Genomic DNA, 21,700 nt, shown 5'->3' with positions numbered 1-21,700 from the left:
AAAAAAGGATGAGGATTGTGCCTATTAATTCGTTTGAAGAATATCCAATGACATGGAAGCCGACATTAAATCGAGAAGATAGACCGATTTATCAGGCATTAGCTAAGCAGTTAGAATGTGATATTAAAGAGGGACGCTTAGTTCCAGGCACAAAACTTCCACCGCAAAGAGAGTTAGCAGACTATTTGGATGTGAATCTAAGTACAATCTCAAAATCATTTAAGTTAGCTGAGTTAAAAGGACTGATTAGTGCAACCATTGGTAGTGGCACTTATGTTTCATATGATGCGATTTCGAACGCATACTTGCTTTCAGAAGAAAAGCCAGAACATTTAATAGAAATGGGCGCACTGCTATCAGATCGTGTATCATACGGACCTTTACATGACTTACTGCAATCCATGTTACAAGAATCCGATGGTGCGAGATGGTTTGGGTACAGCCGGCCAGGTGATTCGATTTGGCAAAAAGATGCAGGCGTCAAATTATTAAAATATGCCGGTGTTGAAACGACTAGAGAGCATATCTTACTGGCTAATGGCGGACAAAATGCCATCACCGCAACACTTGCAGGTCTTTGTCAACATGGAGACCGGATTGGTGTCGATCACCATACATATCCAGGCTTAAAGACAGCTGCCGCGATGCTGGGCATCCAGCTTGTACCGATTCGGTCAGAAACTGATGAAATGAGTCCGGAAGCACTTCTTTATGCATGCAAAAATGAAAACATTAAAGGCTTATATATTATTCCGGATTACCAGAATCCGATGACGTATACAATGAGCGTTGAAACTCGCAAGGCTATTGCGGAGATTGCCATAAAGTATAATTTATTTATTATTGAAAATGGAATGTTTCAATTAATCCAAGACAAAGTATTGCCGCCCGTAGCGACATATGCTCCTGAGCATACGATTTATGTCGCGAGTTTATCGAAATCGATGGCACATGGACTCCGTCTTGCTTATGTGGCCGTACCATTCAACTTCCTGGATGCTACTCGTAAAGCTCTTTATAACTTAAATATTTCCGTATCGCCACTATTTGCGGAGTTAGCAGCACGAGCAATTGTATCGAGTCAGTTTGAAAACATTGTTGCACTTCATAAAGAGGAAACTAAAGCTCGCAATCAATTGGTCAATCATTATTTAGATAAGGAAAATTGTTTAGGAGGAGAAACAGGGATTTTTCGCTGGTTACATTTGCCGAACCATTATTCAGGGGACCAATTTGAACAAATAGCTGAAGCACAGGGGGTACAAGTTTATAGCGGAGGGCGATTTGCGGTAGGTAATGTTGCACCGGCAAATGCCGTGCGTTTAGCGATTTGTGCGCCAGAAACGAGAGCGGAACTTGAAAAAGCGCTTAATACACTTAAAAAAATAATTGAAACGTGAAAGAAATATTGTTTGCCATACAATTATAATATTGTATGGTTTTTTTGTAGGTGTTATGATAATTCAAATTTAGTGGGAGGATATCATGCCTCGATTCAGTAAAGAAAGCGAAACAGCTAATGATGGTTAAACAATATGATTAAAAGGAGCATTTAGAAATGAACAACAAATTTGCAAAGAGAGCTAGTTTGGTTAAATCTTCTGAAACGCGTGAAATCTTAAAGGTCACAGAACGGCCAGAAGTGATTTCTTTTGCAGGAGGTCTCCCTGCTCCGGAACTGTTTCCCGTTGAGGAACTAAATGTGGCATGTGAAGCCGTTCTTAAAGAAGATGGCCCTGCTTCCCTTCAATATAGTACAACAGAAGGATATATTCCGCTTAGAAACGCGATCATTAAGCGGATGGATGCTATCGGTATTCAAGCACACTTACAGCAAATCTTGATTACATCAGGGTCCCAGCAGGCTATTGACCTGACCGGAAAGCTCTTTCTTGACGAAGGGGATACCATCATTTGCGAAAGCCCCACATACTTGGCTGCGGTCAATGCTTTTAAAGTATACAATGCCAATTTTGTAGAAGTAGAAATGGATGAAGACGGCATGATGATGGAAGCGCTGGAGAAACAGCTTCAGGAGAATCCCCAGGCAAAATTCATTTATACCATTCCCGATTTTCAAAACCCGACAGGACGAACGCTCAAACTTGAAAGAAGAAAAAGAATGATCGAGCTCGCCAGCCAGTATGATGTTTTGATTGTGGAAGATAATCCGTACGGAGCTATCCGGTTTTCTGGAACTACCCTTCCGCCAGTAAAACATTTTGATACAGAAGGCCGAGTCATTTATCTGAGCACCTTTTCGAAAATCTTCACACCGGGACTTCGGCTTGGCTGGATTTGTGCAGATGAAGTATTTATTGAAAAATACGTGGCATTTAAGCAGACAGCAGACTTACACTCTGACAGCTTTGCACAGCGGATCACGGCTAAATATATGGAACTTTATGATATAAAGGCTCATATTGAAAAAATTAAAGCTGTATACAAAGAAAGATGCTTAACGATGATTGCCTGCATCGATCAATTTTTCCCTAAAAAAATCTCCTACAGCAAGCCGGAAGGCGGGTTATTTATTTGGGTAGAGCTTCCTGCTTCTGTTGATTCAAGTAAAATCTTTGTGGAGTGCTTGAAAAATAATGTGGCTATTGTTCCTGGTATTCCATTTTTTCCAAATGGTACACAAAAGAACACATTACGGCTAAATTACTCGAATACAACGAAAGAACAAATTAGGGAAGGTATAAAACGTATTGGTGAGGTCTTACATCATGAATTAAAGACAGAACAACATCTTCTTAAGCAATGACAAGGCAACCTAGCTTCTGTCTTTGCAGCTCTATATAAAGGAATGCTTAACTCGTACTATCAAAATCAATTAATATAAATAGGGGGAATTATGATGCCATTATCAAATACAAACTTAAACACTTGGAAGCCATCTTCAACATCACCGCCACCACCGTTTACTCGATTTGTTAAATCAGCACTGAATAAGCTTATATTAAAAACAGATTAAGAATCTGCGAAATATAAGCTGTTTCGCAGATTCGAAGGAGTAGACGATGAAATCTAACATTCAGTTTATATTATCAATGATAATCTTTGGTACGATTGGTTTAGTGCAAAGATACATTAATTTATCTTCGAGTGAAACAGCTTTACTAAGTAGTTCAATCGGATGTCTATTTTTAATGTTCGTATTTTTTATGATAAAAAATCCATTTCATGGAAATTAATGAAAGCTAATGCTTCTATTTTATTTCTTTCTGGTATTGCATTAGGAGGGAATTGGATTTTTCTCTATCAATCTTACGATTATACAACAATCACTAACGCAACATTAGGGTATTACTTTGCACCTGTGTTTGTCATGATTCTCTCACCAATTATCCTTAAGGAACAATTACCTATCAAAAAGATTGTTTGTATTGGTGTTGCGATATTAGGTATGTTATTGATTGTTGGAAATGGCATCAGTGCATCTGGAAAAGGTGATCTGCTTGGGATCTTTTTTGGATTAGTTGCAGCTGCATTTTACGCTGCATTAATGTTATTAAATAAATTTATTCAAAACATGGCCAAGTTAGAGATTACCATCATCCAACTTGGAACAACCGCTTTACTGCTCTTACCATATGTGCTTATTACTGAGGGATTTAGTATCTTGGAAGTATCCAGATCATCCATTCCCTTTATAATACTATTAGGGATTGTTAACACTGGTATTGGATTTTGGTTATTTTTCTCAGGTATGCAAAAGTTAAAGGGACAGAGTATTGCTATGCTAAGCTATGTAGATCCTTTTGTAGCTATACTGATTTCTGCTATTATCTTGCAAGAGCAAATGACATTTGTTCAAATGCTTGGTGGTACATTGCTTTTAGGTTCAACATTTGTTAGCGAAAATAAATCAATAAAATTTTCAAAACGATCAATGAAAACACAAGCTAAATAACGTAAAAGAAATCTAATGTTTTCACAAGGCTAGTTTTATTTGTTATTGATTTAATCTTAAAGTGAACATTTTATATATAAGGAATGGAGTTAAACGATTAGTATTATAAAAAATGACTTTAATCAATAAGTAAGAAAGATGGTTTTTATATGGAGAATTATTTACTCTTTATCTTTACAGCAATTCTAATCATTATAATGCCTGGTCCAGGCTTTGCATTAGTAACAAAGAATACCCTTTCACATGGGAGAGAGGGAGGTATCAAAACGGTTTTAGGTACAGTTTCTGGAATGATAATTCATACACTAATGGCAACATTGGGACTTTCTGCTATCCTGATGAAATCAGCTATGATATTTTCAATCATTAAATATGCTGGGGCAGCTTATTTAATTTATCTAGCAATCAAATCAATAAAAAATGCTTTAACAAAAAGAGCTATCACATCAGATATAGAAGGTAAAAAAACTAATGTAGGTAGTACAGCAAAAAGTTTTAGACAAGGATTTATTACAAGCATTTTCAACCCGAAAACAACAGTTTTTTTTCTGAGCTTCTTACCTCAATTTATTTTAGATAATCAAAGTCATTTTTTCCAGTTTCTTTTATTTGGACTGACTTTTACAGCACTTACAGGTATTTGGTACTTACTCTATATCGTACTAATACGACAGCTAAGAATGTTCTTAAAAAGAGAAAGTGTTAAAAGAGCCATAGAAGGTATTACGGGTACAGTATTATTAGTATTCGGTGTAAGGTTATTCTTAGAAAAATAACTTTGATAATTATTAATTTGAGAAATAATCAATCTCATATATGGTTGATTATTTCTCTTTTACATTTAGGGTATCAGCATTCAAAACTATCTAATATGGATGGGATTTCATTATGAATCTCTTCTTTATCTTGACCTATTATCATCAAATGTCTGAAGTTACTTCATTATATGATATAGACATTGAAATAACTAAACAGCTGCAATCCTCTGGCTGCTTCAATGCTAAAGAGTATAAATGGCTATATATTACGTAGGATATTTTACTTATCATATCTATATCCATTGGAAATTAGATACCGATTCCAGGAAGCTAATATTTCAGTTCTTACTGGGGAAATTGATGCTTTCCTAGCATAAAAAATGCCTGATTCCATAACATTAGAATCAGACATTTTATAAAGCTATTAAAGTGAGGTAAAAATGTGCGGCTCTTTTGATATCTAATGCAGCGTAGGTACCTCAAAATTCGTTCTCTATCGCCATAATCACTTTCAATTTTTCGTTTCCTTGGTTTTAAGTTAAATACGAATAGCACGATCACAAAAACTTAATGGAATTTACCAGTTAATCTAAAACCAATTTCTGCAACTAGAGTTGATAGTAAAAATGTTCCCGTATATACAACTAGAGATATAACAACTATACGCCATCCCAATTTTTTAAATTCTTTCAAATCTTTCCCGAAAGAAAGGCCAGCATAAGCCAAAATAGGTGTTGCCAAGGCCATAAAATTAATTTGTTCTGTTACTTTAATGATTGATGCGTTTCCTGGAAAAATCGGAGTTGTAACCAATATGGCTAACATAGAAACCCAAACAACGATTGGTAGTTTAATAGGGGAGATTTTTGCGAAAAAGAACCCTAATATCGTTACAGCAACAATGATCATCATACCTGGTAATGCGTCAATTGGTGAAACATTGTATCCAATCCAATTTCCCATAATAGCTATAATTCCAATAATTACAAAAGTCAATATTTTATCTTTCATATAAAATCTCCCCTTTATGCCCTATGCTTCAATATTTTTCCTTTGATCTTTTTTTGACTTTCGCCCTAAAATAGGCTCAAATTTTTTGTATAAATAGTTTGTTAAAGGAAGAGAAAAGAATACACATATATACGTTCCTAAAATTGTTGTAATTAAGTTAGCAGCACCAGCAAAAACTGCGATATCCTTTGCGGATTCCGGGAAGATAACAGCTAATGCCCCTGACATGGCAGCCATCATACTACCTGAACCTACACCCGCACCCATGGCTAGTGAAATTGGATGAAACCAACCAGTTTGAGCCAAAAAACTTGCTAACACAGACAGATATAAAGCCCCAAACAAAGTACCACAAACATATACGCCCAGCGCTCCCCGTCCTTCTGGTGAATCCGAGCCATATTTTTCAGCAATAATGGCTAAGTTAGGTTCTCTATCGATTGAAAAAGTAGCACCGACTGCTTCTCTTTTCATTCCAAGTAATAAAGCAATTGGTAACCCTAATAGGATTGTCCCTGCGAAATGTCCCACTTCTTGTAATCCTAAAGAAATCCCAGCATCAAAAATCTTCGGCAATGAAGGCCCCATTAACATTCCCAATTTGGCTACAAAAAGCATGAATGAAATTCCTAAAATATTGGCTGCTACATTCATTTCCTTCATTTTTAAAATTTTCAAAGAAGGTAGACTAATAATGGCTCCGATAATTAATGCATATAACATTGGAAATAATGCAATGGCTCCAATCCCAATGTTAAACGTTTTGACGCCAATAAATTCTGTAACACAGACTAATATCAAAACAAATAAATGAATTTTCCAATTACGCAGAGAATTTCCTTGCACTTTATTACACTCCTTTTCTACAAATTATGCTGATTCTAAAAGGAAAACCAACACTATTTTTGCTTATCATTTTTTACTTATTGAATTTTTCCAGTAGTATTTAAAGCTAGTCCTACGATAAGGGAAATCCCTTGGATCATAGCTTTTTCATCTGGTAAAAATACGTCACTATGCAGCTTCATCGGATCCTCTGGGTTTTCTCCTACTCCCAAGAAGACAAATGTACCCGGGACTTTTTCTAGATAGAAAGCAAAATCTTCACTTGCCATACTTGGTTTAGACAACCACTGCACTGAGTTTTCTCCAAATAAATCAGTAGCAATAGCAGCAACATGTTCATTAAATTTTGGATCATTCATTGTAACAGGATACCCCACTGTAAAGTTATAGTTTATTTCAACTTCTAATTTAAGAGCGGAAGCCACTCCTTCGATAATTCTTTGAATACTGGCAGCCACTTCCTTACGAGTGTTCGCATTAAGTGTTCGTACAGTTCCTTTAAAACTAGCTTTTTCAGGAATAATATTATAGCCATCCCCTGCTTCAATTGTTCCGATTGTAATAACAACGGAATCTACTGGATCTGTTTCTCTGCTAACAATTGTTTGTAGAGCTGTTACAACATGAGCAGCACCCACAATAGCATCTACTCCTTGATGCGGTGCTGCCCCGTGACCTTGTTTACCTTTTAATACAACATCAAAAGAATCCATACTTGCCATTATCGCACCATTTCTAAAACCGTATGTACCAGTAGCTAATTCAGGCCAAACATGAAAAGCAAAAGCATGGTCAACGGGAGGGTTGCTTAATACACCTTCTTCAACCATCATTATTCCTCCGCCCTTCATCTCTTCAGCAGGTTGAAAAATGAATTTTATTGTACCCGCAATATGATGCTTATTTTGAGATAAAACATTGGCGGCAGATAGTAACATTGCGGTATGCATATCATGTCCGCAAGCATGCATAACCCCAGGATTTTTAGATTTGTAGCTTACATCCGTTTTCTCCTGAATAGGTAAAGCATCAATATCAGCTCGTAAAGCAAGCACAGGCCCCTCTTTATCTCCACGAAGAATACCCACAACCCCTGTCTTAGCAACTCCGGATGTCACTTCAATTCCAAGCTCTTTTAAATAATTCGCAATAATTTCAGCCGTTTTATGCTCTTCAAATCCAAGTTCAGGATTTTCATGGATCATTCTTCTTAATCTAACAGCTTCTTCATATATTCCAGATGTTTGCTTTACTATTTCAGTTGACTTTATTGCATTTGACATTTTTTTAATACTCATCATCATTCATCCCCTAAAGAAATATAAATACAAAATATTCTAACTATAATAATTATATTTTAGTTAGAAAAACTTTCATTATAATAAAAAAATGATTTTTTCGAAAAAACCTTATAATTTGATAATTCTTAATAGATATTGTTATACTACCATTTCAAATATTGACTGTAAATATTGAAAATACATAAAATTCATTATTCTCTTTGAGCGAGTGTTAAAAAAGGAGAACCCAAGAGCCACGATGTTCGAAGAACGCTTGTCTCGAGATCCGGAACGTCTCATACGCGAGGACCAGATTTGCTCAAGATAAGGAAAGCTATGAAAGCGATTCCTCGACGAAGGAAAGAGATAGCTATTTTTAGACGGGTACGACTTTAGCAGAAGGTCAAAAAAAGCGACACTTCGTTATTGAAGTATCGCACCATTCCGTTGAATAATTCAAAAATTGAAGCAGAGATTATGACAGTTGTAAATGGTCATCTCAGAATGCAGCATTCTTAAATCTTGAATAGTTTCCATCTCGCTCTTCTCCATAGGTAATACCTTTCTCTTTATCCACTTTTTTTACTTATTTCCATTTAAAACCTAGACCTTAATGTCCAGAAGTCATTTTAATACCTACTGCCCCTGCAATAATACACATAATAAATAGGGTTAATCTTAAACTTCTAGGTTCATTAAAGAAGATCATTCCTGCTAAAACACTTCCAACAGAGCCGATACTGGTCCAAATTGCATAGGCAGTCCCCACTGGAATAGAAGTTAATGACAAAGAAAGAAAATAAAAGCTTAAACTCCCCAAAAAAAGACACGCTACAGAGGGTAGCAATTTTTTAAACCCGTCTGCACGTTTCAGGCTTATAACACTGCCAATCTCGGCAAATCCGGCAATAAGAAGAAAAAACCAAGCCATTGAATCATCCCCTAACCTTGCATAAATCATATCATTTCCTTTAATGTTTAGGTTGTGCCGGATTGATTTTTATTCCAATTATCCCTAATATCATTAAAGCCATAAAAAATATTTTCAGTGGATTAATGGTCTCTCCCAAAAAAAGCATCCCAATTACTACTGTTCCCACCGTTCCCAATCCAGTAAAAATGGCGTAACCAGTTCCTAAGGGAATGGAATGTAAAGCTTTTGAAAGTAAAAAGAAACTAAAGATTATAATAACTACCGTTACTATACTAGGTATAATTTTGGTGAATCCGTGAGAATATTTAAGACCGATCACCCAGACGATTTCCAAAAGTCCTGCCATTATGATATATATCCATGCCATTTTATCGCTCTCTCCTTCGGCATTGACACTTATTTTTGAACCACGAAGTTCTCCAAATATCGATAAATCGCATAAGCTACCCCATTCTCATCATTTTTAAGGGTTGTCGTTGTACAAACAGCTTTTATGACATCTTTCGCATTTCCCATCGCTACGCTGTATCTAACTTTCTGGAACATGGATAAATCATTGTTGCTGTCCCCGATTGCCATAGCCTGATCTAAGGAGCCATTCATCAAAGAAGCCAATTTTTCAAGGGCCATTCCTTTTGAAGCTCTTTTACTAGTAATTTCAATGTTGTGATCAGCAGATGAAACAACCATCAACTCATCAAACTTTTTGAATTGGTTCCATGCTTCTTCTAATTTCTTTTTATCAAAAGAACATGCTAATATGTTATAGAATTCTTCCTCCTGTTTTAAGATATCATGATAGTTTTCAACTAAAACATATCCAAACTGGTCAAATTGCCTTTCCGCTACTTCAACTAATTCTTTCATATCTGTATTCAAATCTGCGCTTTTCAAACTTTTAATCTCATTATAGAAATGTTCTCTACCCTTTTTAAGAGTATAAATGGCTTTATCAGTAAACACTTCGTAATAATAATTCCGTTCATCTAACCATTGGAGAATAGATTCGACACGATCTTTAGTTATCGTGATAGAAGAAATGCACTTTCCGCTTTTGGAATGAATAGTTGCGCCATTTGTCCCGATTACAAATGGGGAAATCCCGGCTTTTTCACAAATTGTTTGAACGTCAAAATAAGCCCGTCCTGTTGAAATAACTACTTCAAAGCCTCTATCTTGGGCATATTGAATCGCCTTTTTATTTTCTTCACTAATTTCATTCTGGTCGTTTAATAATGTTCCGTCTAAATCTATCGCAATGAAACTCATGCTATATAGCCCCTTTTCTCATTCTATCTATTAAATTCTCTTTCTAGCTTTTATACCTGCTATCAATAAAAATCCAATCAAAAAAGATTGAGAACTCCCTCATCCATCTCGATATGTCCTTTTATGGATTGACTATGCTTGAATCCAATTGATATCCTCTAATTTTGAATGATTTCTCCATTCCTCTGGAAATGGTTGCTCGCAGACAATCACATCGACTTTTTCTAGAGGACAAACTTTACTAAATGTGTCGACACCAATTTTAGAGTAATCCGTTAGCAATATAACTTGCTTTGATACCTCGACCATCTTGCGTGAAACTAATGTTTCATGTAAATGATAATTACTAACCCCATTTTGAATGGAAACACCACCAGCTGAAATGAAGGCTTTATCAATATTAAATTGATTTAACATTTGTTCAGTGAGACCGCCGCTTATAGATTGATGCTTTGGATCAATTTGTCCTCCTAGTAATAGAATTTGTCCTGTAAACTTATTTTCATTGAGCAATTCGGTTAACACAGACGACACAGGAAGAGAATTGGTTAAAATCGTAATGTCTATTTTATTTTCGATACACTGCGCAAATTCAAGCATGGTTGTCCCTACATCAATGGCAATCACATCTCCGTTAGAAATGAGTTCTACTGCTTTTTTCCCAACCTTGATTTTCGCTTCTTGATTCACTGTTGTACGCTGGGTAAATGGAGGCTCCTCAAATTCAAAGACTTTTTTAATCGCTCCACCGTAAACCCTCTTTAAAAGTCCTTTTTCCTCTAATATCATCAAATCGCGTCGAATCGTTTCCTCTGAAACATTAAATTGATCAACTAATTCCATAACTTTTACTTTTCCCATTTTGTTAAGTTCTTTTAAAATTTCATTCTTTCTTTCTTCAGGCAAAACAGACATATTCCTTCCCCCGTGATCATTAATAATTTATAAAATAATGCATTCTTTCTTCGGTACAAGAATATGAACGCGTGCTCCTTGCTCAAACATTTTCCCTCGGTGGTGAAGATAGTCTACAAGGAAAGCAGACTCATCTGTTTCTACTTCATATCTTAAAACATTCCCTGTCATAGAAACATCTTTAATAAACCCTTTAATTCCCCAGTTCTCTTGTAAATCCAAGCTATCCTCACCAGCAGAAACTAATTGTAAAACTTCAGGACGAATGGCGACTTCATTCCCTTTTAATTCTGTGCTGCGAACAAGTTTATGGAAAACTTCCATATTACAAACATTATAATTTCCGATAAATTTTGCAACAAATGTATTGACTGGAGAAGTATAAATTTCTGATGGAGAACCGGATTGTACAACTTTTCCTTTATTCATGACAAAAATTCGATCAGACATAGTCATTGCTTCTTCCTGATCATGGGTAACAAAAATAGTTGTAATATCTAACTCTTTCTGTATTCTCTTTAATTCTTTTTGCAAACTTTTTCTAATTTTAGCATCCAATGCGCTTAACGGCTCATCCAAAAGCAGTACTTTCGGCTCCATGACAAGCGCACGGGCAAGAGCAACCCTCTGCTGTTGTCCACCAGATAATTGATGAGGATACGACTCTTCTTTTCCTATTAAATCAACCATATCAATCATATTTTTCACTTTTGATTTAATATTTTTTACCTTCTTCATTTTAAGGCCGTACGCGATATTGTCAAAAACGCTCATATTTGGGAAAAGCGCATAAGACTGAAATACCATACCGACTTCACGCTGACGCGGTGATAAATTAGTAATATCTTTTCCATCAATTAAGATTCTTCCTACATCAACACCTTCAAGCCCCGCAATGGAACGTAATAATGTACTTTTCCCGCATCCGCTTTGCCCAAGAAGTGTAGCAAATTCTCCTTTTTTTAATGTTAAAGAAATGTCATTTAGAACGACTTGATTTTCATACCCCTTAGTCACTTGATCGATGGTTACATAGCTCATTACTTTTCACCTTCTATAGCAGTATTTTTATTACAGTGTTGTTTTTTAAAAAATGAAAGAATTCGCTTCTTATTTGACCCGACAGGATTTTTTTCGTTTCTAAACGTAAGTTTTAATACAATCCCCGTTAAAAGTAAAATCATTGAATAATAAGTAATAACAATTGCACTTGTTAAGTGACCACTGCTGTTTAGTTTGTCGGCAAGATAAATTTGAATGGTTTCAAATCGGCCCCCGACAAGCAAATTGGCAAAAGCAAACTCACTGAATAAAAGAGCGACTGATAATAAGGTAGACACTAAAATACCAGATATAATATTTGGAAACACCACTGTGCGAAACGACTGGAATTTTGTAGCACCGAGTAATTCAGCTGCATCAACAAGCTGCACGGCATTAATCGTACGAAGACTGCTACGAATACCTTGATACATAAATGGCAGAATCGTTATGAAATAGGCACCGATTAAAATCCAAGGTGTTCCGGCAATTTGAATTGGTCCATCTGAATATACCTTGATTAATCCTACAGCTCCAACAATGGGAGGAATTCCATAAGGAAGCATAGCTGCTGCTTGAAGTAACCCTTCCCATTTACTGAAATATACCGTGATGATAAAGATAGTCGGAAGCATAATAACAACACTAAGACCTACAGACATGACAATTAAAAACAGCGTTCGTCGAAAAGCATCATAAAACCGTTCATCTTGAAATAATTCAATATACCAATCCATTGTATAACTCTCAGGTAAAATGGTATGATCCCATTTACCGGCAATCGAGAATAAAAATGTTCCTACAAGCGGAATTAATAAATATATAACTAGTAACCCAACAATCACTTTATGAAAAGTCAATGAAGATTTCATCGTAAATCCCTCCTAATGCGGCGCATCATTCGTTCATTGAACCACATCGCCCCTATCATTGTCGCTGCTAGAAGAACTCCCATCGCACTACCTAGCTGTGGCTTTAATGCAACGTCACTAGCAACTAGAGAGGCAATTTGCAATGACAATAAGTTATAGTTGCTGCCTACTAATGCATAGGCTGTAGCGTAAGCTCCCATAGAATTAGCAAACAAAATGCTGAATGTACCTACAATACTAGGTAAAAGAACTGGAATCCCAATGTGAAGCCAAAATGATAATGTTGATCCTCCTAATAATGAAGAAGCTTCTTTCCATTGTTTCTTAATTCCTTGATAAGACGGGTAGATGAGCATAATAGCAAGCGGAATTTGAAAATATATATAAACAAGAATGAGGCCTGTCCATGAATATAAATTAAAATCCGCAAACACATCCCCACCAATCTTTGAAAAAAGTAACGTAAACAACCCATTGTTTCCAAGTAAAATAATAAATGAAAATGAAAGGGGAATACCCTCAAAGTTCGACGTCATATTGGCAATCATCAGTAAGCGATTTTGTATTTTTTGTGAGAACTTTGTAATCGAATAGGCTGCAATGACTGCTATAATCACAGAAGTTACAGCAGAAAATAAAGAAATGACAAGGCTATTTTGAATGGCTTGTAAGTAAAATTTACTTTTAAATATGGTGATATATTGATCAATCGTAACTTGAATTCCATCGTCTGCATAAAAACTATTTTTAATCATTGCCACTAATGGTCCTATTTCAAATCCAATTACAAACATAATAAATGGCAGTAAAAGAGCTAATAAGTAAATTTTTTGTTTTTTAATTTTTCGCAAGACTTCTCGCTCCTCTATGTTCTCTAACAATTCGGGAATTGGTTTAACAACAGTACGTTCGTTAAACCAATTCCCGTCAACCTTCATTCTTCATTTTAATGTTGAATAGTGTATCTTTTTTAAAGGGTATTTTTTCCTTTCAGACCTGGAAATTGATATGAAATCATTTTATTGGACGGCTCAATATTTAAAAGTTCACAAACGAGCGGTGCAAAAGCTAATTGCGGAACTACTTCACTGTAAACACCAGGCTCAACTTTTGGACTCATGATAAAGAGCGGTACATCACGCTCACCATCAGTTATGCCGCCATGGTTGCCATATTCACTCATGCCATGATCAGATGTAATTAAAATGTGGTAACCTTCTTTGATCCAAATTGGCAAAAGTTGTGCCAACAAGCTTCCCATTTTTAAGATTTGTTCACGGTATTCTTTCGATTCCGAACCGAAAAGTTCTCCTTTTACATCTACACCGAGCGGATGAATATATAAAAAGTGTGGGTCATACTTTCTGCGCAAAGCTTCTGCATCCATTAACACATGACTGTCCGGATAGTCATCATCCCAATAAAATTTCCCATATTGAATCGGCTTAGACTCATCCTCTTGCTCACGATCCTCAATAAAATGGAATGGCGCGCGATTATAAAGTTCGCTTACCCAGTAATAAGATACCGTTCCGTTTCTTAAGCCGTTTTCTTTCGTAAGATGAAAGAGACTTTTCTCAGTAGATAAGCGAACGGCTTGATTGGACGTAATTCCGTTCACTGATGCCGGTGTACCCGTTAGTAACACTTCATATAATGGACGGGAAAGACTTGGGAGTTCCGACTTTACTTTGTAAAGTGCTGCCTGATTTGTTTCAACTAGATGTTGAATAAATCCAAGAGCCTCACATGCTTTATCATATCTCATACCATCAACAACAATTGCTATTACTTTATTTGACATGGACTAACACCTCTTCTTGCCAAAGCTGTGGTAAATTTTTAGCCGTTTCTTCCCAAGCTTTGTAATCTTCAATTGGTTTTGCATTTTTGTACTGTTCTTCTGGAACCATTTTTTCAGCTACTTCTTTCGGTAGTTCTACATCGCGAATTGGACGGGCAAATCCTTTAGCTAAGTTAATTTGTCCTTCATCGCTTAAGATATATTCTCTAGTTGCCATTGCCGCATGAGGATGCTTTGCATTTTTGTTAATAATAGTTGCGTAGCCGCTTACGACTGAACCTTCACTTGGAATGGCGACGTCAAATTGATCGCGGTTAATTTGGTCAGCGTATCCAAGAGCATTGAAATCCCAAACAAGGGCAACTTCCACTTCCCCTTTTTCGATGTTAGCCGGCTTGGCATCAGTTAAGCTAAGGCGGCCTTGCTTGGCAAGCTTAGCAAAATAGTCAATTCCTGGTTGGAGATTTGTTTCATCACCACCGTAAGCCTTAGCGGCAGCAAGAACGGCCATTTGGTTCTGTGTACCACGCTGAACATCCCCAACTGTTACTTTATAATCTCCTTTTAATATGTCATCCCATGATTTTGGCGGGTTATCTACTAATTCTTTATTAGTTAAGAATGCAATCGTTCCTTGGTAGCCAACAACCCAATCTCCATTGTCATCCTTTGCCCAGTCAGGTACCTCGTCCCAATAGGAAGTTTTATATGGCATCGTTAATTCTTTTTGTTCCGCGATGGGCCCAAAGGAAACCCCTACATCGCCGATATCAGCTGTTGCATTCTCTCCTTCAGATTCCATTTTGGCAATCTCTTCGGCACTGGATAAATCTGTATCATTGTGTTCCAATGTATATTTTTTCATCACTTCATTCCACGTTTCTCCCCAGTTAGCCCATGAATCAGGCATACCGACACTATTAATTGTCCCCTCTTCTTTTGCCTTTGTTTCAATTTCTTTCAGGGTTAACGAACTTGGATCCTTAACAACTGGAGCAGCCTCCTCTTTAGTAGCTCCACAAGCAGCTAATCCTAGTACACTCACTCCTAACATCACAGCTTGAATAGACTTGTAACAATTCTTCTTGAATGTGTAATTCATAAAAAGTGCCTCCATTTAATGTGGAATTATTAATGTTTATTACTGTTTGTTACGGCTTAATCATAATCATTCAATATAAATCCCACATTAATCCAACGTTAAGATTTTGTAAATCAGTTCTTTATTTGTCCAATTCATCATCAGCTTTTATGTTCATACAATTGAAAAGGATAGCTTTTTAATAGTTTCGCGGGATTTGGTAGGTTGACATTTTGCATCGTATCGATGGCATGCTCCTTTGCTTGTTCTTTATTCAATGAGGTAGTACCTTCCTTTGTTTAAGTTCAAAATTAATGTCCTTTACAAAGGGGGACCTAAAGTTAACTGAATGGTAGTTGGCATACGATATGTAACCTCGTCCCAGTGAGCCCAAAAAGTTAGACACTTTATTTAAATAAGCACAGCTTTGAGGGCATGAACCAGGAAATCTACCGGGCTCATGCCTTTTAATTTCTTCAGTTACCCAATCTCGCCATTTGCAAAAAAATGGTATATTATAGTTTATGACATCAATGGTTTAAGACAAGGAGTGATGAAGTATCCGTAAACGATGGATCATTTCAGCAATTGTTGGATTATTGCTTATTTGTTTAAGTGTAATTGCCTTCAATTATTTCGGGAGCGATAAAACTGAAAAAGGGAAAAAAGCGGAAGCCAAGGAGTCCAAAATTCCTGAGGTGCAGGAATATGGCGGGACCCATCTAAAAAAAGTCGGCGATAAGGTTCGCCAAAAAAATTGGGGAACCTTCACATTGCTAGAAACGAAGTCCATTAATGAGTCATTTGAATTGGCACCCATGGTCATCACAATCAAGGATATCCGTAGGATTCAATTGTCTTCACTCACAGATGAAATAAAGGAGGAGCTTAAATCCTATACGGGATTGAGTTTTGAAGAGGCCTATTCGATATATTATAAAGAGAATTTATCCATGGAGGAAATCGATCAAAAGGCTGCGTTGTCTAAAACGGATATTGATGAAGAGGTTTCCTATCTAGAGATAACTTATTCTGTGGAAAATAAAGATTCGAAGGAACTTCAGTTCTTCAGCATGGAAAATGTTACTTTCAATGATGATCTTACATATGATGTGCCTTCTAAAACTTTCATCCATTCCGGAGATACTTTTATGGGGACAAAAAAAGTAAGCCGATCAGATTACCAACCAGGAGAAACAAGAAAAGGCACAATTGGCTTATTGGTTGATCCCGAGGAAAACTTCGATCGGCTCGATTCCTTTTCATTCACTACCGATGATATAGCGGATGGTGAGTCTCATGAATTATTGGTGGAGGGGACTTCATTTGAAATTCCGCTAAAAGGAAAGTAGTTTTATAGTCTATAAAAATATGATGGAAACCCTAACGATAAATGAACTGCTTATCTCTCCCCGACAGTAGGGTTCTGTGTTACTTCCTCCATTAATATTCTGCGCAATATTTTCCCTACAGCTGATTTTGGCAGTTGTTCCCTGAACTCAAAACTTCGCGGCACTTTGTATCTGGCCAATCGTTGCACGCAAAACTCCCTGATTTCCTGCTCCGGGACTGACTTTCCTTTCTTTAAGACAATGGCCGCTTTTACCGTTTCCCCACGGTATGAATCCGGAACCCCATATACACATGTCTCTTTTACGGCTGGATGCTGATAAATAATATCTTCAACTTCGATTGGATAAACATTATAACCGCTTGCAATGATCATATCTTTCTTCCTGCCTACGATATAGAAATATCCTTCTTCATCCATCGTCGCGATATCCCCAGTGTAAAGCCATCCATCCCGCAAAGCCGTTGCTGTTTCCTCTGAATTCTTCCAATATCCCTTCATTACTTGCGGACCTTTAATGATCAGTTCTCCTCTTTCACCTGCTGGCAATTCATCAATGCCTGTTTTTAAGTCGACGATTTTAGCGTCGGTATTTGGGTATGGAATTCCGATACTTCCTGGTTTTTTCTGTCCTATGACTGGATTGCGGTGGGTAGTGGGTGAAGTTTCTGACATTCCAAATCCTTCCAATATTGTAACCCGTAATTTTTTTTCGAACTGATGAATGATTTCTATCGGGAGCGGGGCTGAACCACAACTGCAGTACTTAAAGCAGCTTAAATCGTCCGCCGTTAAATCCGGGTGATTCAGTAAAGCAATATACATGGTCGGGACACCTGGAAAAATCGTTGGCCGATGTGTTCGAATCAAATCCACCACCTTGTTTATTTCAAATTTCTCTAATGTGATAAAAGTCGATCCGGCATATATGGCACTATTCAATCGTCCATTACCAAACACATGGAATAATGGGGTCAATCCAAGCATCCGTTCCCCAGGCCTTTGGAGTTGAAGGGCATTTGCCGTAAAGGCAAAGTCTTGATAAACATTCGAGATCAAATTAAAATGCGTGAGCATGACCCCTTTTGATTTCCCTGTAGTCCCCCCTGTATATTGAAGTACAGCCACAGCTTCCTTCGGATCGATGGCCAGAGCAGGAAGTTCCTTACCTTTCCTTGATAAACTCGTTCCCGTTTCCATTAATTGGTCGGCTGGTATGAACGTTAACCTATCAGAAAAACTTGTTAGCAATAATTTTTCCCGTTGTTCCTCACGCCCAATGAACCAATTGGCTTCGGAATCCTGTAATATATAATCCAATTCACTCGACTGATACAGCGGGTTCACTTGAACGACCACACCTCCCAAACGATGAATGGCATAATAGGCAATGATATATTCTAGACAATTTGGCAGCATGATTGCTATACGATCGTCTTTTTGAAATCCACGGTTGTCTAAATTCACAGCAAAACGATCTGAGGCATCCTTTAATTCCATATATGTCATTTCCCGATCCCCGTCTATTACGGCTTTGCAGTTTGGATAAAGTCGGGCTGAACGTTCAAGGAGTCCATATAATGACAATACTGGAATGTCAATTTCAGCAGGAGTTTCTTTCGGATAAAATCCATGCCAAGTTCTAGTCAATTTTTTTCACACCTCATTCTTTTCTATTAAAATGGAGCATAGTCATTTGTCAGCCAACTTGATCATCCTTGCCTCATTTATCACGAATGATTTTAAAAATTCCTGTGCCCTTTGCAATTGTGTTGCCTTCAGTATCTTTTATTTCTCCTTCAGTAAAGGCAATTTTGTATCCTTTTTGAAGGACTTTTGCTTCCGCAAATAGTTCCCCGCTCGATATGCTGGCTAAATAATGTACAGTTAAGCTTGTCGTCACGACTTTGGATTTGGTAACGGAACGAGTCACCATTCCTAGAATGGTATCCAGCATGGTAGCATGAATACCGCCGTGCAGTGTTCCATTAACATTAAGCAAATGTTCTTCTATGTTCAACTTTATAGTAACATTCCCCTCTTCAAATCGAATGATTTCAAAACCTATATGTGAAAAGAATGCACTACTTTCGAATTGATTCCGAATATCTTCCACTTCAACAGGCAATCTTCCTCCCCCTCACTTTGGCACGATTCAACCTATATACGGAAAGGAGCAGAAACGTATAGGGTTTCCACTCCATAATCGTTGGCCTATACGGCTTCAATCATGATAGCCATTCCCTGTCCGCCGCCAACACAAAGTGTAGCAACACCATATCTTTCTTTCCTGCGAATCAGTTCATATATTAGCGTTGTCACGATCCGTGCGCCCGTCGATCCGACTGGGTGTCCAAGAGCGATCGCTCCCCCATTTACATTAACTTTGTTTTCATCTAGCGATAAATCCCTGATTACTGCCAATGCCTGTGAAGCGAACGCTTCATTTAATTCGAAAAGCCCAATGTCCTCTACTTTTTTCCCGGTGCGCTCCATAAGTTTTTCGACGGCTGGTACTGGACCAATTCCCATCACTTCAGGCGAAACTCCCGCAGTCGCCCAATCTACAATCTTTGCGAGTGGTTGTATTTGTAAACGTTTCGCTTCACTAGCTTTCATTAATACCACTGCAGCAGCCCCGTCATTACGGCCACAAGCATTCCCTGCAGTGACGGTTCCGTTTTCCATGAATGCCGGTTTTAAGCTTGCAAGTTTTTCCATTGTGGTTTCGGGACGTGGATATTCATCCGTTTCAATGGTAACCGTACTCTTCCTGTCAGAGACTTGAACAGGAACGATCTCATCTTTGAACTTTCCTTGTTCTATCGCTTGCGCCGCTCTTCGTTGACTTTCCACTGAAAAGGCATCTTGTTCTTCCCTGGAAATGCTGAATCGTTGTGCGACATTTTCAGCGGTGATTCCCATCCCCAAACTTTTTCCGTAAATTTCTTGAGGCTGCTGTCCTGCTTCAGTATTAGAATCCACTAGCTTGGTCCTGTCTCCCCCAAAACGGGCACTTCTTAAATAAAGCGGTGCGCGGCTCATGCTTTCCGTACCGCCGGCAACGACTATATTTGCTTGACCTGAGCTTATCTGCTGTGCTGCTGAGGTGATGGCCTGCATTCCAGATGCACATAACCGGTTTACCGTAAAAGCCGGTGCAGAATCGGGAATCCCTGAGCGCAGAGCTGCCACTCTCGCGACATTCGAGGATTCGGTCGTTTGCCTAACCTCCCCGAAAATGACTTCATCCACTTGTTCTGCTACAATATTCGCTCGCTTGATCGCTTCTTTGATGGCTATGCTCGCCAAATGACCTGAACTAATCTCTTTAAATACTCCACCGTACCTTCCAATCGGTGTTCGAACAGCACTAACGATTACGATATCTTCTCCCATTTCGTTCCTCCTCCTTGAAATTCCAGATTCATAGGCAAAAGAGTACCTGCACGAATAAAACAGTAAGAAATTAACACTCTTCCAAGACATTCCTTGCTATGATTAAACGTTGGATTTCATTCGTTCCTTCATAGATCTTCGTTATGCGGGCATCCCGATAAAAACGTTCAACTGGATATTCAGCCATATATCCCATTCCGCCATGAATCTGGACCGCTTTATCCGCGACCCGATTAAAAACGTCTGAAGCGAACAGCTTTGCCATTGATGCTTCCTTGATCACTTTTTTTCCTTCATCAATCTTTTGTGCCGCCATCATCGTCAATGCTCTTGCGGCTTCCGTTTCGGTTGCCATATCAGCAAGCATCCATTGAATCGCTTGGTTGTCCGCAATTGGTTTGCCGAATTGAATGCGCTCTTTTGCATATTTGGCTGATAATTCAATCAATTTACCACTTGATCCCACTGATCTTGCAGCCAAACCTACACGCCCTTCACCTAAAATTTTCAGGGCAGAGATATATCCCATTCCAACTTCGCCGATAACATTTTCTTCAGGTATGATACAATCCTCGAAAATGACCTGTGAGGTATATGATCCCCTTAACCCCATTTTTTTGTCCTTTTTGCCGACAATTAAACCAGGAAAATCTCTTTCTACTAAAAAAGCTGTAATCCCTCCCTTTGCTCCTTTATCTTTATCCGTTATAGCAAATACGGTATAAACATCAGCTATCGGCCCATTCGTGATGAAATGTTTCGTCCCGTTCATCACCCAGTAATCACCCTTCTTTTCTGCACTTGTTGCCAAATTGGTTGCATCAGATCCCGCTCCTGGTTCAGATAAAGCAAAGGCGCCAATTTTCGTGCCTGCTGCCATTTCAGGCAAATATTTATTTTTCAAATGTTCGGATGCAAGCTTAACAAGACCTGTACTGCCAATCCCGGTGTGGGCACTTATTAATGAAACAAATCCATTATGGGTCCTTCCTAACTGCTCTAATACGGTAGCCTTTCCAACAGCATTCAAGCCAATTCCACCGTATTGTTCGGGAATGCTTATCCCGAATAAGCCAAGCTCTTTTGCTTTTTCCACCAAATGCTCCGGGATAGCATCTTCTTCTTCTATTTGTATCGCGTACGGCTCCACTTCCCTTTCAACAAAATTACGGATCATTTCCTTCATTTGCTGCATTTCCTTGGTTAAAGTGATTGTCATCAGT

At 37.9% G+C, this 21,700-nt stretch carries 20 protein-coding genes and 2 pseudogenes; 5 read left to right on the top strand and 17 right to left on the bottom strand.

Annotated elements, in window-relative coordinates; genetic code table 11:
- Window positions 1–17 precede the first annotated feature (17 nt).
- From MKY17_RS10775 to MKY17_RS10760, 4 genes and pseudogenes are all read left to right on the top strand, one after another.
- Window positions 18–1,400, top strand: a complete 1,383-nt coding sequence (locus MKY17_RS10775; protein ID WP_142324004.1) for a PLP-dependent aminotransferase family protein — start codon at window positions 18–20, stop codon at window positions 1,398–1,400.
- A 158-nt stretch (window positions 1,401–1,558) separates the two neighbouring features.
- Window positions 1,559–2,767 (top strand): PLP-dependent aminotransferase family protein, encoded by a 1,209-nt coding sequence (locus MKY17_RS10770; RefSeq protein ID WP_098373164.1) that lies wholly within the window; start codon window positions 1,559–1,561, stop codon window positions 2,765–2,767.
- A gap of 256 nt (window positions 2,768–3,023) precedes the next feature.
- Window positions 3,024–3,916 (top strand): annotated as a pseudogene (locus MKY17_RS10765) (DMT family transporter).
- Window positions 3,917–4,065: 149 nt separating this feature from the next.
- Complete coding sequence (locus MKY17_RS10760) at window positions 4,066–4,692, top strand: LysE family translocator (protein WP_098373165.1); 627 nt, start codon at window positions 4,066–4,068, stop codon at window positions 4,690–4,692.
- 549 nt (window positions 4,693–5,241) lie between these two features.
- On the opposite strand, the gene MKY17_RS10755 is transcribed toward MKY17_RS10760, so the two are convergent.
- The 13 genes and pseudogenes from MKY17_RS10755 to MKY17_RS10695 all read right to left on the bottom strand — a co-directional run.
- The gene (locus MKY17_RS10755; RefSeq protein ID WP_098373166.1) at window positions 5,242–5,685 is read right to left on the bottom strand and encodes a hypothetical protein; all 444 of its coding nucleotides are present in this window, start codon (window positions 5,683–5,685) and stop codon (window positions 5,242–5,244) included.
- 21 nt (window positions 5,686–5,706) lie between these two features.
- Complete coding sequence (locus tag MKY17_RS10750; protein ID WP_098373167.1) at window positions 5,707–6,531, bottom strand: DUF3100 domain-containing protein; 825 nt, start codon at window positions 6,529–6,531, stop codon at window positions 5,707–5,709.
- 77 nt (window positions 6,532–6,608) lie between these two features.
- Window positions 6,609–7,829 carry a M20 family metallopeptidase gene (locus tag MKY17_RS10745; RefSeq protein WP_286177203.1) on the bottom strand — a complete coding sequence of 407 codons (1,221 nt, stop codon included), beginning with the start codon at window positions 7,827–7,829 and terminating at the stop codon, window positions 6,609–6,611.
- Between the two features lie 592 nt (window positions 7,830–8,421).
- Window positions 8,422–8,742 carry a multidrug efflux SMR transporter gene (locus MKY17_RS10740; RefSeq protein WP_098373168.1) on the bottom strand — a complete coding sequence of 107 codons (321 nt, stop codon included), beginning with the start codon at window positions 8,740–8,742 and terminating at the stop codon, window positions 8,422–8,424.
- Window positions 8,743–8,782: 40 nt separating this feature from the next.
- Entirely contained in the window at window positions 8,783–9,112 is a 330-nt protein-coding gene (locus tag MKY17_RS10735; protein WP_339201871.1) for a multidrug efflux SMR transporter, read from the bottom strand.
- Window positions 9,113–9,141: 29 nt separating this feature from the next.
- Window positions 9,142–10,014, bottom strand: coding sequence for a Cof-type HAD-IIB family hydrolase (locus MKY17_RS10730; RefSeq protein ID WP_339201870.1), 873 nt, complete (start codon window positions 10,012–10,014; stop codon window positions 9,142–9,144).
- A gap of 132 nt (window positions 10,015–10,146) precedes the next feature.
- Window positions 10,147–10,929, bottom strand: coding sequence for a DeoR/GlpR family DNA-binding transcription regulator (locus tag MKY17_RS10725; RefSeq protein WP_098373171.1), 783 nt, complete (start codon window positions 10,927–10,929; stop codon window positions 10,147–10,149).
- 27 nt (window positions 10,930–10,956) lie between these two features.
- A complete protein-coding gene (locus MKY17_RS10720; RefSeq protein WP_098373172.1) occupies window positions 10,957–11,970 on the bottom strand; it encodes an ABC transporter ATP-binding protein in 1,014 nt (337 codons plus the stop codon).
- Complete coding sequence (locus MKY17_RS10715; RefSeq protein WP_057216377.1) at window positions 11,970–12,842, bottom strand: ABC transporter permease subunit; 873 nt, start codon at window positions 12,840–12,842, stop codon at window positions 11,970–11,972. The genes MKY17_RS10720 and MKY17_RS10715 overlap by 1 nt, the downstream gene beginning before the upstream one ends.
- Complete coding sequence (locus MKY17_RS10710) at window positions 12,839–13,693, bottom strand: ABC transporter permease subunit (RefSeq protein WP_098373173.1); 855 nt, start codon at window positions 13,691–13,693, stop codon at window positions 12,839–12,841. Before MKY17_RS10710 ends, MKY17_RS10715 begins: the two co-directional genes overlap by 4 nt.
- A gap of 119 nt (window positions 13,694–13,812) precedes the next feature.
- A complete protein-coding gene (locus tag MKY17_RS10705; protein WP_098373174.1) occupies window positions 13,813–14,646 on the bottom strand; it encodes an alkaline phosphatase family protein in 834 nt (277 codons plus the stop codon).
- The gene (locus tag MKY17_RS10700; protein ID WP_098373175.1) at window positions 14,636–15,748 is read right to left on the bottom strand and encodes an extracellular solute-binding protein; all 1,113 of its coding nucleotides are present in this window, start codon (window positions 15,746–15,748) and stop codon (window positions 14,636–14,638) included. The genes MKY17_RS10705 and MKY17_RS10700 overlap by 11 nt, the downstream gene beginning before the upstream one ends.
- Before the next feature lie 158 nt (window positions 15,749–15,906).
- Window positions 15,907–16,011 (bottom strand): annotated as a pseudogene (locus MKY17_RS10695) (nickel import ATP-binding protein NikD); the annotation flags it as partial.
- A 315-nt stretch (window positions 16,012–16,326) separates the two neighbouring features.
- On the opposite strand from MKY17_RS10695, the gene MKY17_RS10690 reads away from it, so the two are divergent.
- Window positions 16,327–17,079 carry a hypothetical protein gene (locus MKY17_RS10690; protein ID WP_098373176.1) on the top strand — a complete coding sequence of 251 codons (753 nt, stop codon included), beginning with the start codon at window positions 16,327–16,329 and terminating at the stop codon, window positions 17,077–17,079.
- Window positions 17,080–17,129: 50 nt separating this feature from the next.
- On the opposite strand, the gene MKY17_RS10685 is transcribed toward MKY17_RS10690, so the two are convergent.
- From MKY17_RS10685 to MKY17_RS10670, 4 genes are all read right to left on the bottom strand, one after another.
- Window positions 17,130–18,728, bottom strand: a complete 1,599-nt coding sequence (locus MKY17_RS10685; RefSeq protein ID WP_098373177.1) for a long-chain fatty acid--CoA ligase — start codon at window positions 18,726–18,728, stop codon at window positions 17,130–17,132.
- A 73-nt stretch (window positions 18,729–18,801) separates the two neighbouring features.
- Entirely contained in the window at window positions 18,802–19,206 is a 405-nt protein-coding gene (locus tag MKY17_RS10680; RefSeq protein WP_098373178.1) for a PaaI family thioesterase, read from the bottom strand.
- 86 nt (window positions 19,207–19,292) lie between these two features.
- Window positions 19,293–20,477 (bottom strand): thiolase family protein, encoded by a 1,185-nt coding sequence (locus MKY17_RS10675; RefSeq protein WP_098373179.1) that lies wholly within the window; start codon window positions 20,475–20,477, stop codon window positions 19,293–19,295.
- 70 nt (window positions 20,478–20,547) lie between these two features.
- Window positions 20,548–21,696 (bottom strand): acyl-CoA dehydrogenase family protein, encoded by a 1,149-nt coding sequence (locus tag MKY17_RS10670; RefSeq protein WP_098373180.1) that lies wholly within the window; start codon window positions 21,694–21,696, stop codon window positions 20,548–20,550.
- Window positions 21,697–21,700: the final 4 nt, after the last annotated feature.

Origin of the sequence: Peribacillus sp. FSL P2-0133, from assembly GCF_037975445.1 — a bacterium.
In the GTDB taxonomy this organism is placed as follows: Bacteria; Bacillota; Bacilli; order Bacillales; family DSM-1321; genus Peribacillus; species Peribacillus simplex_E.
This window is presented reverse-complemented; position numbering and strand designations above follow the sequence as displayed.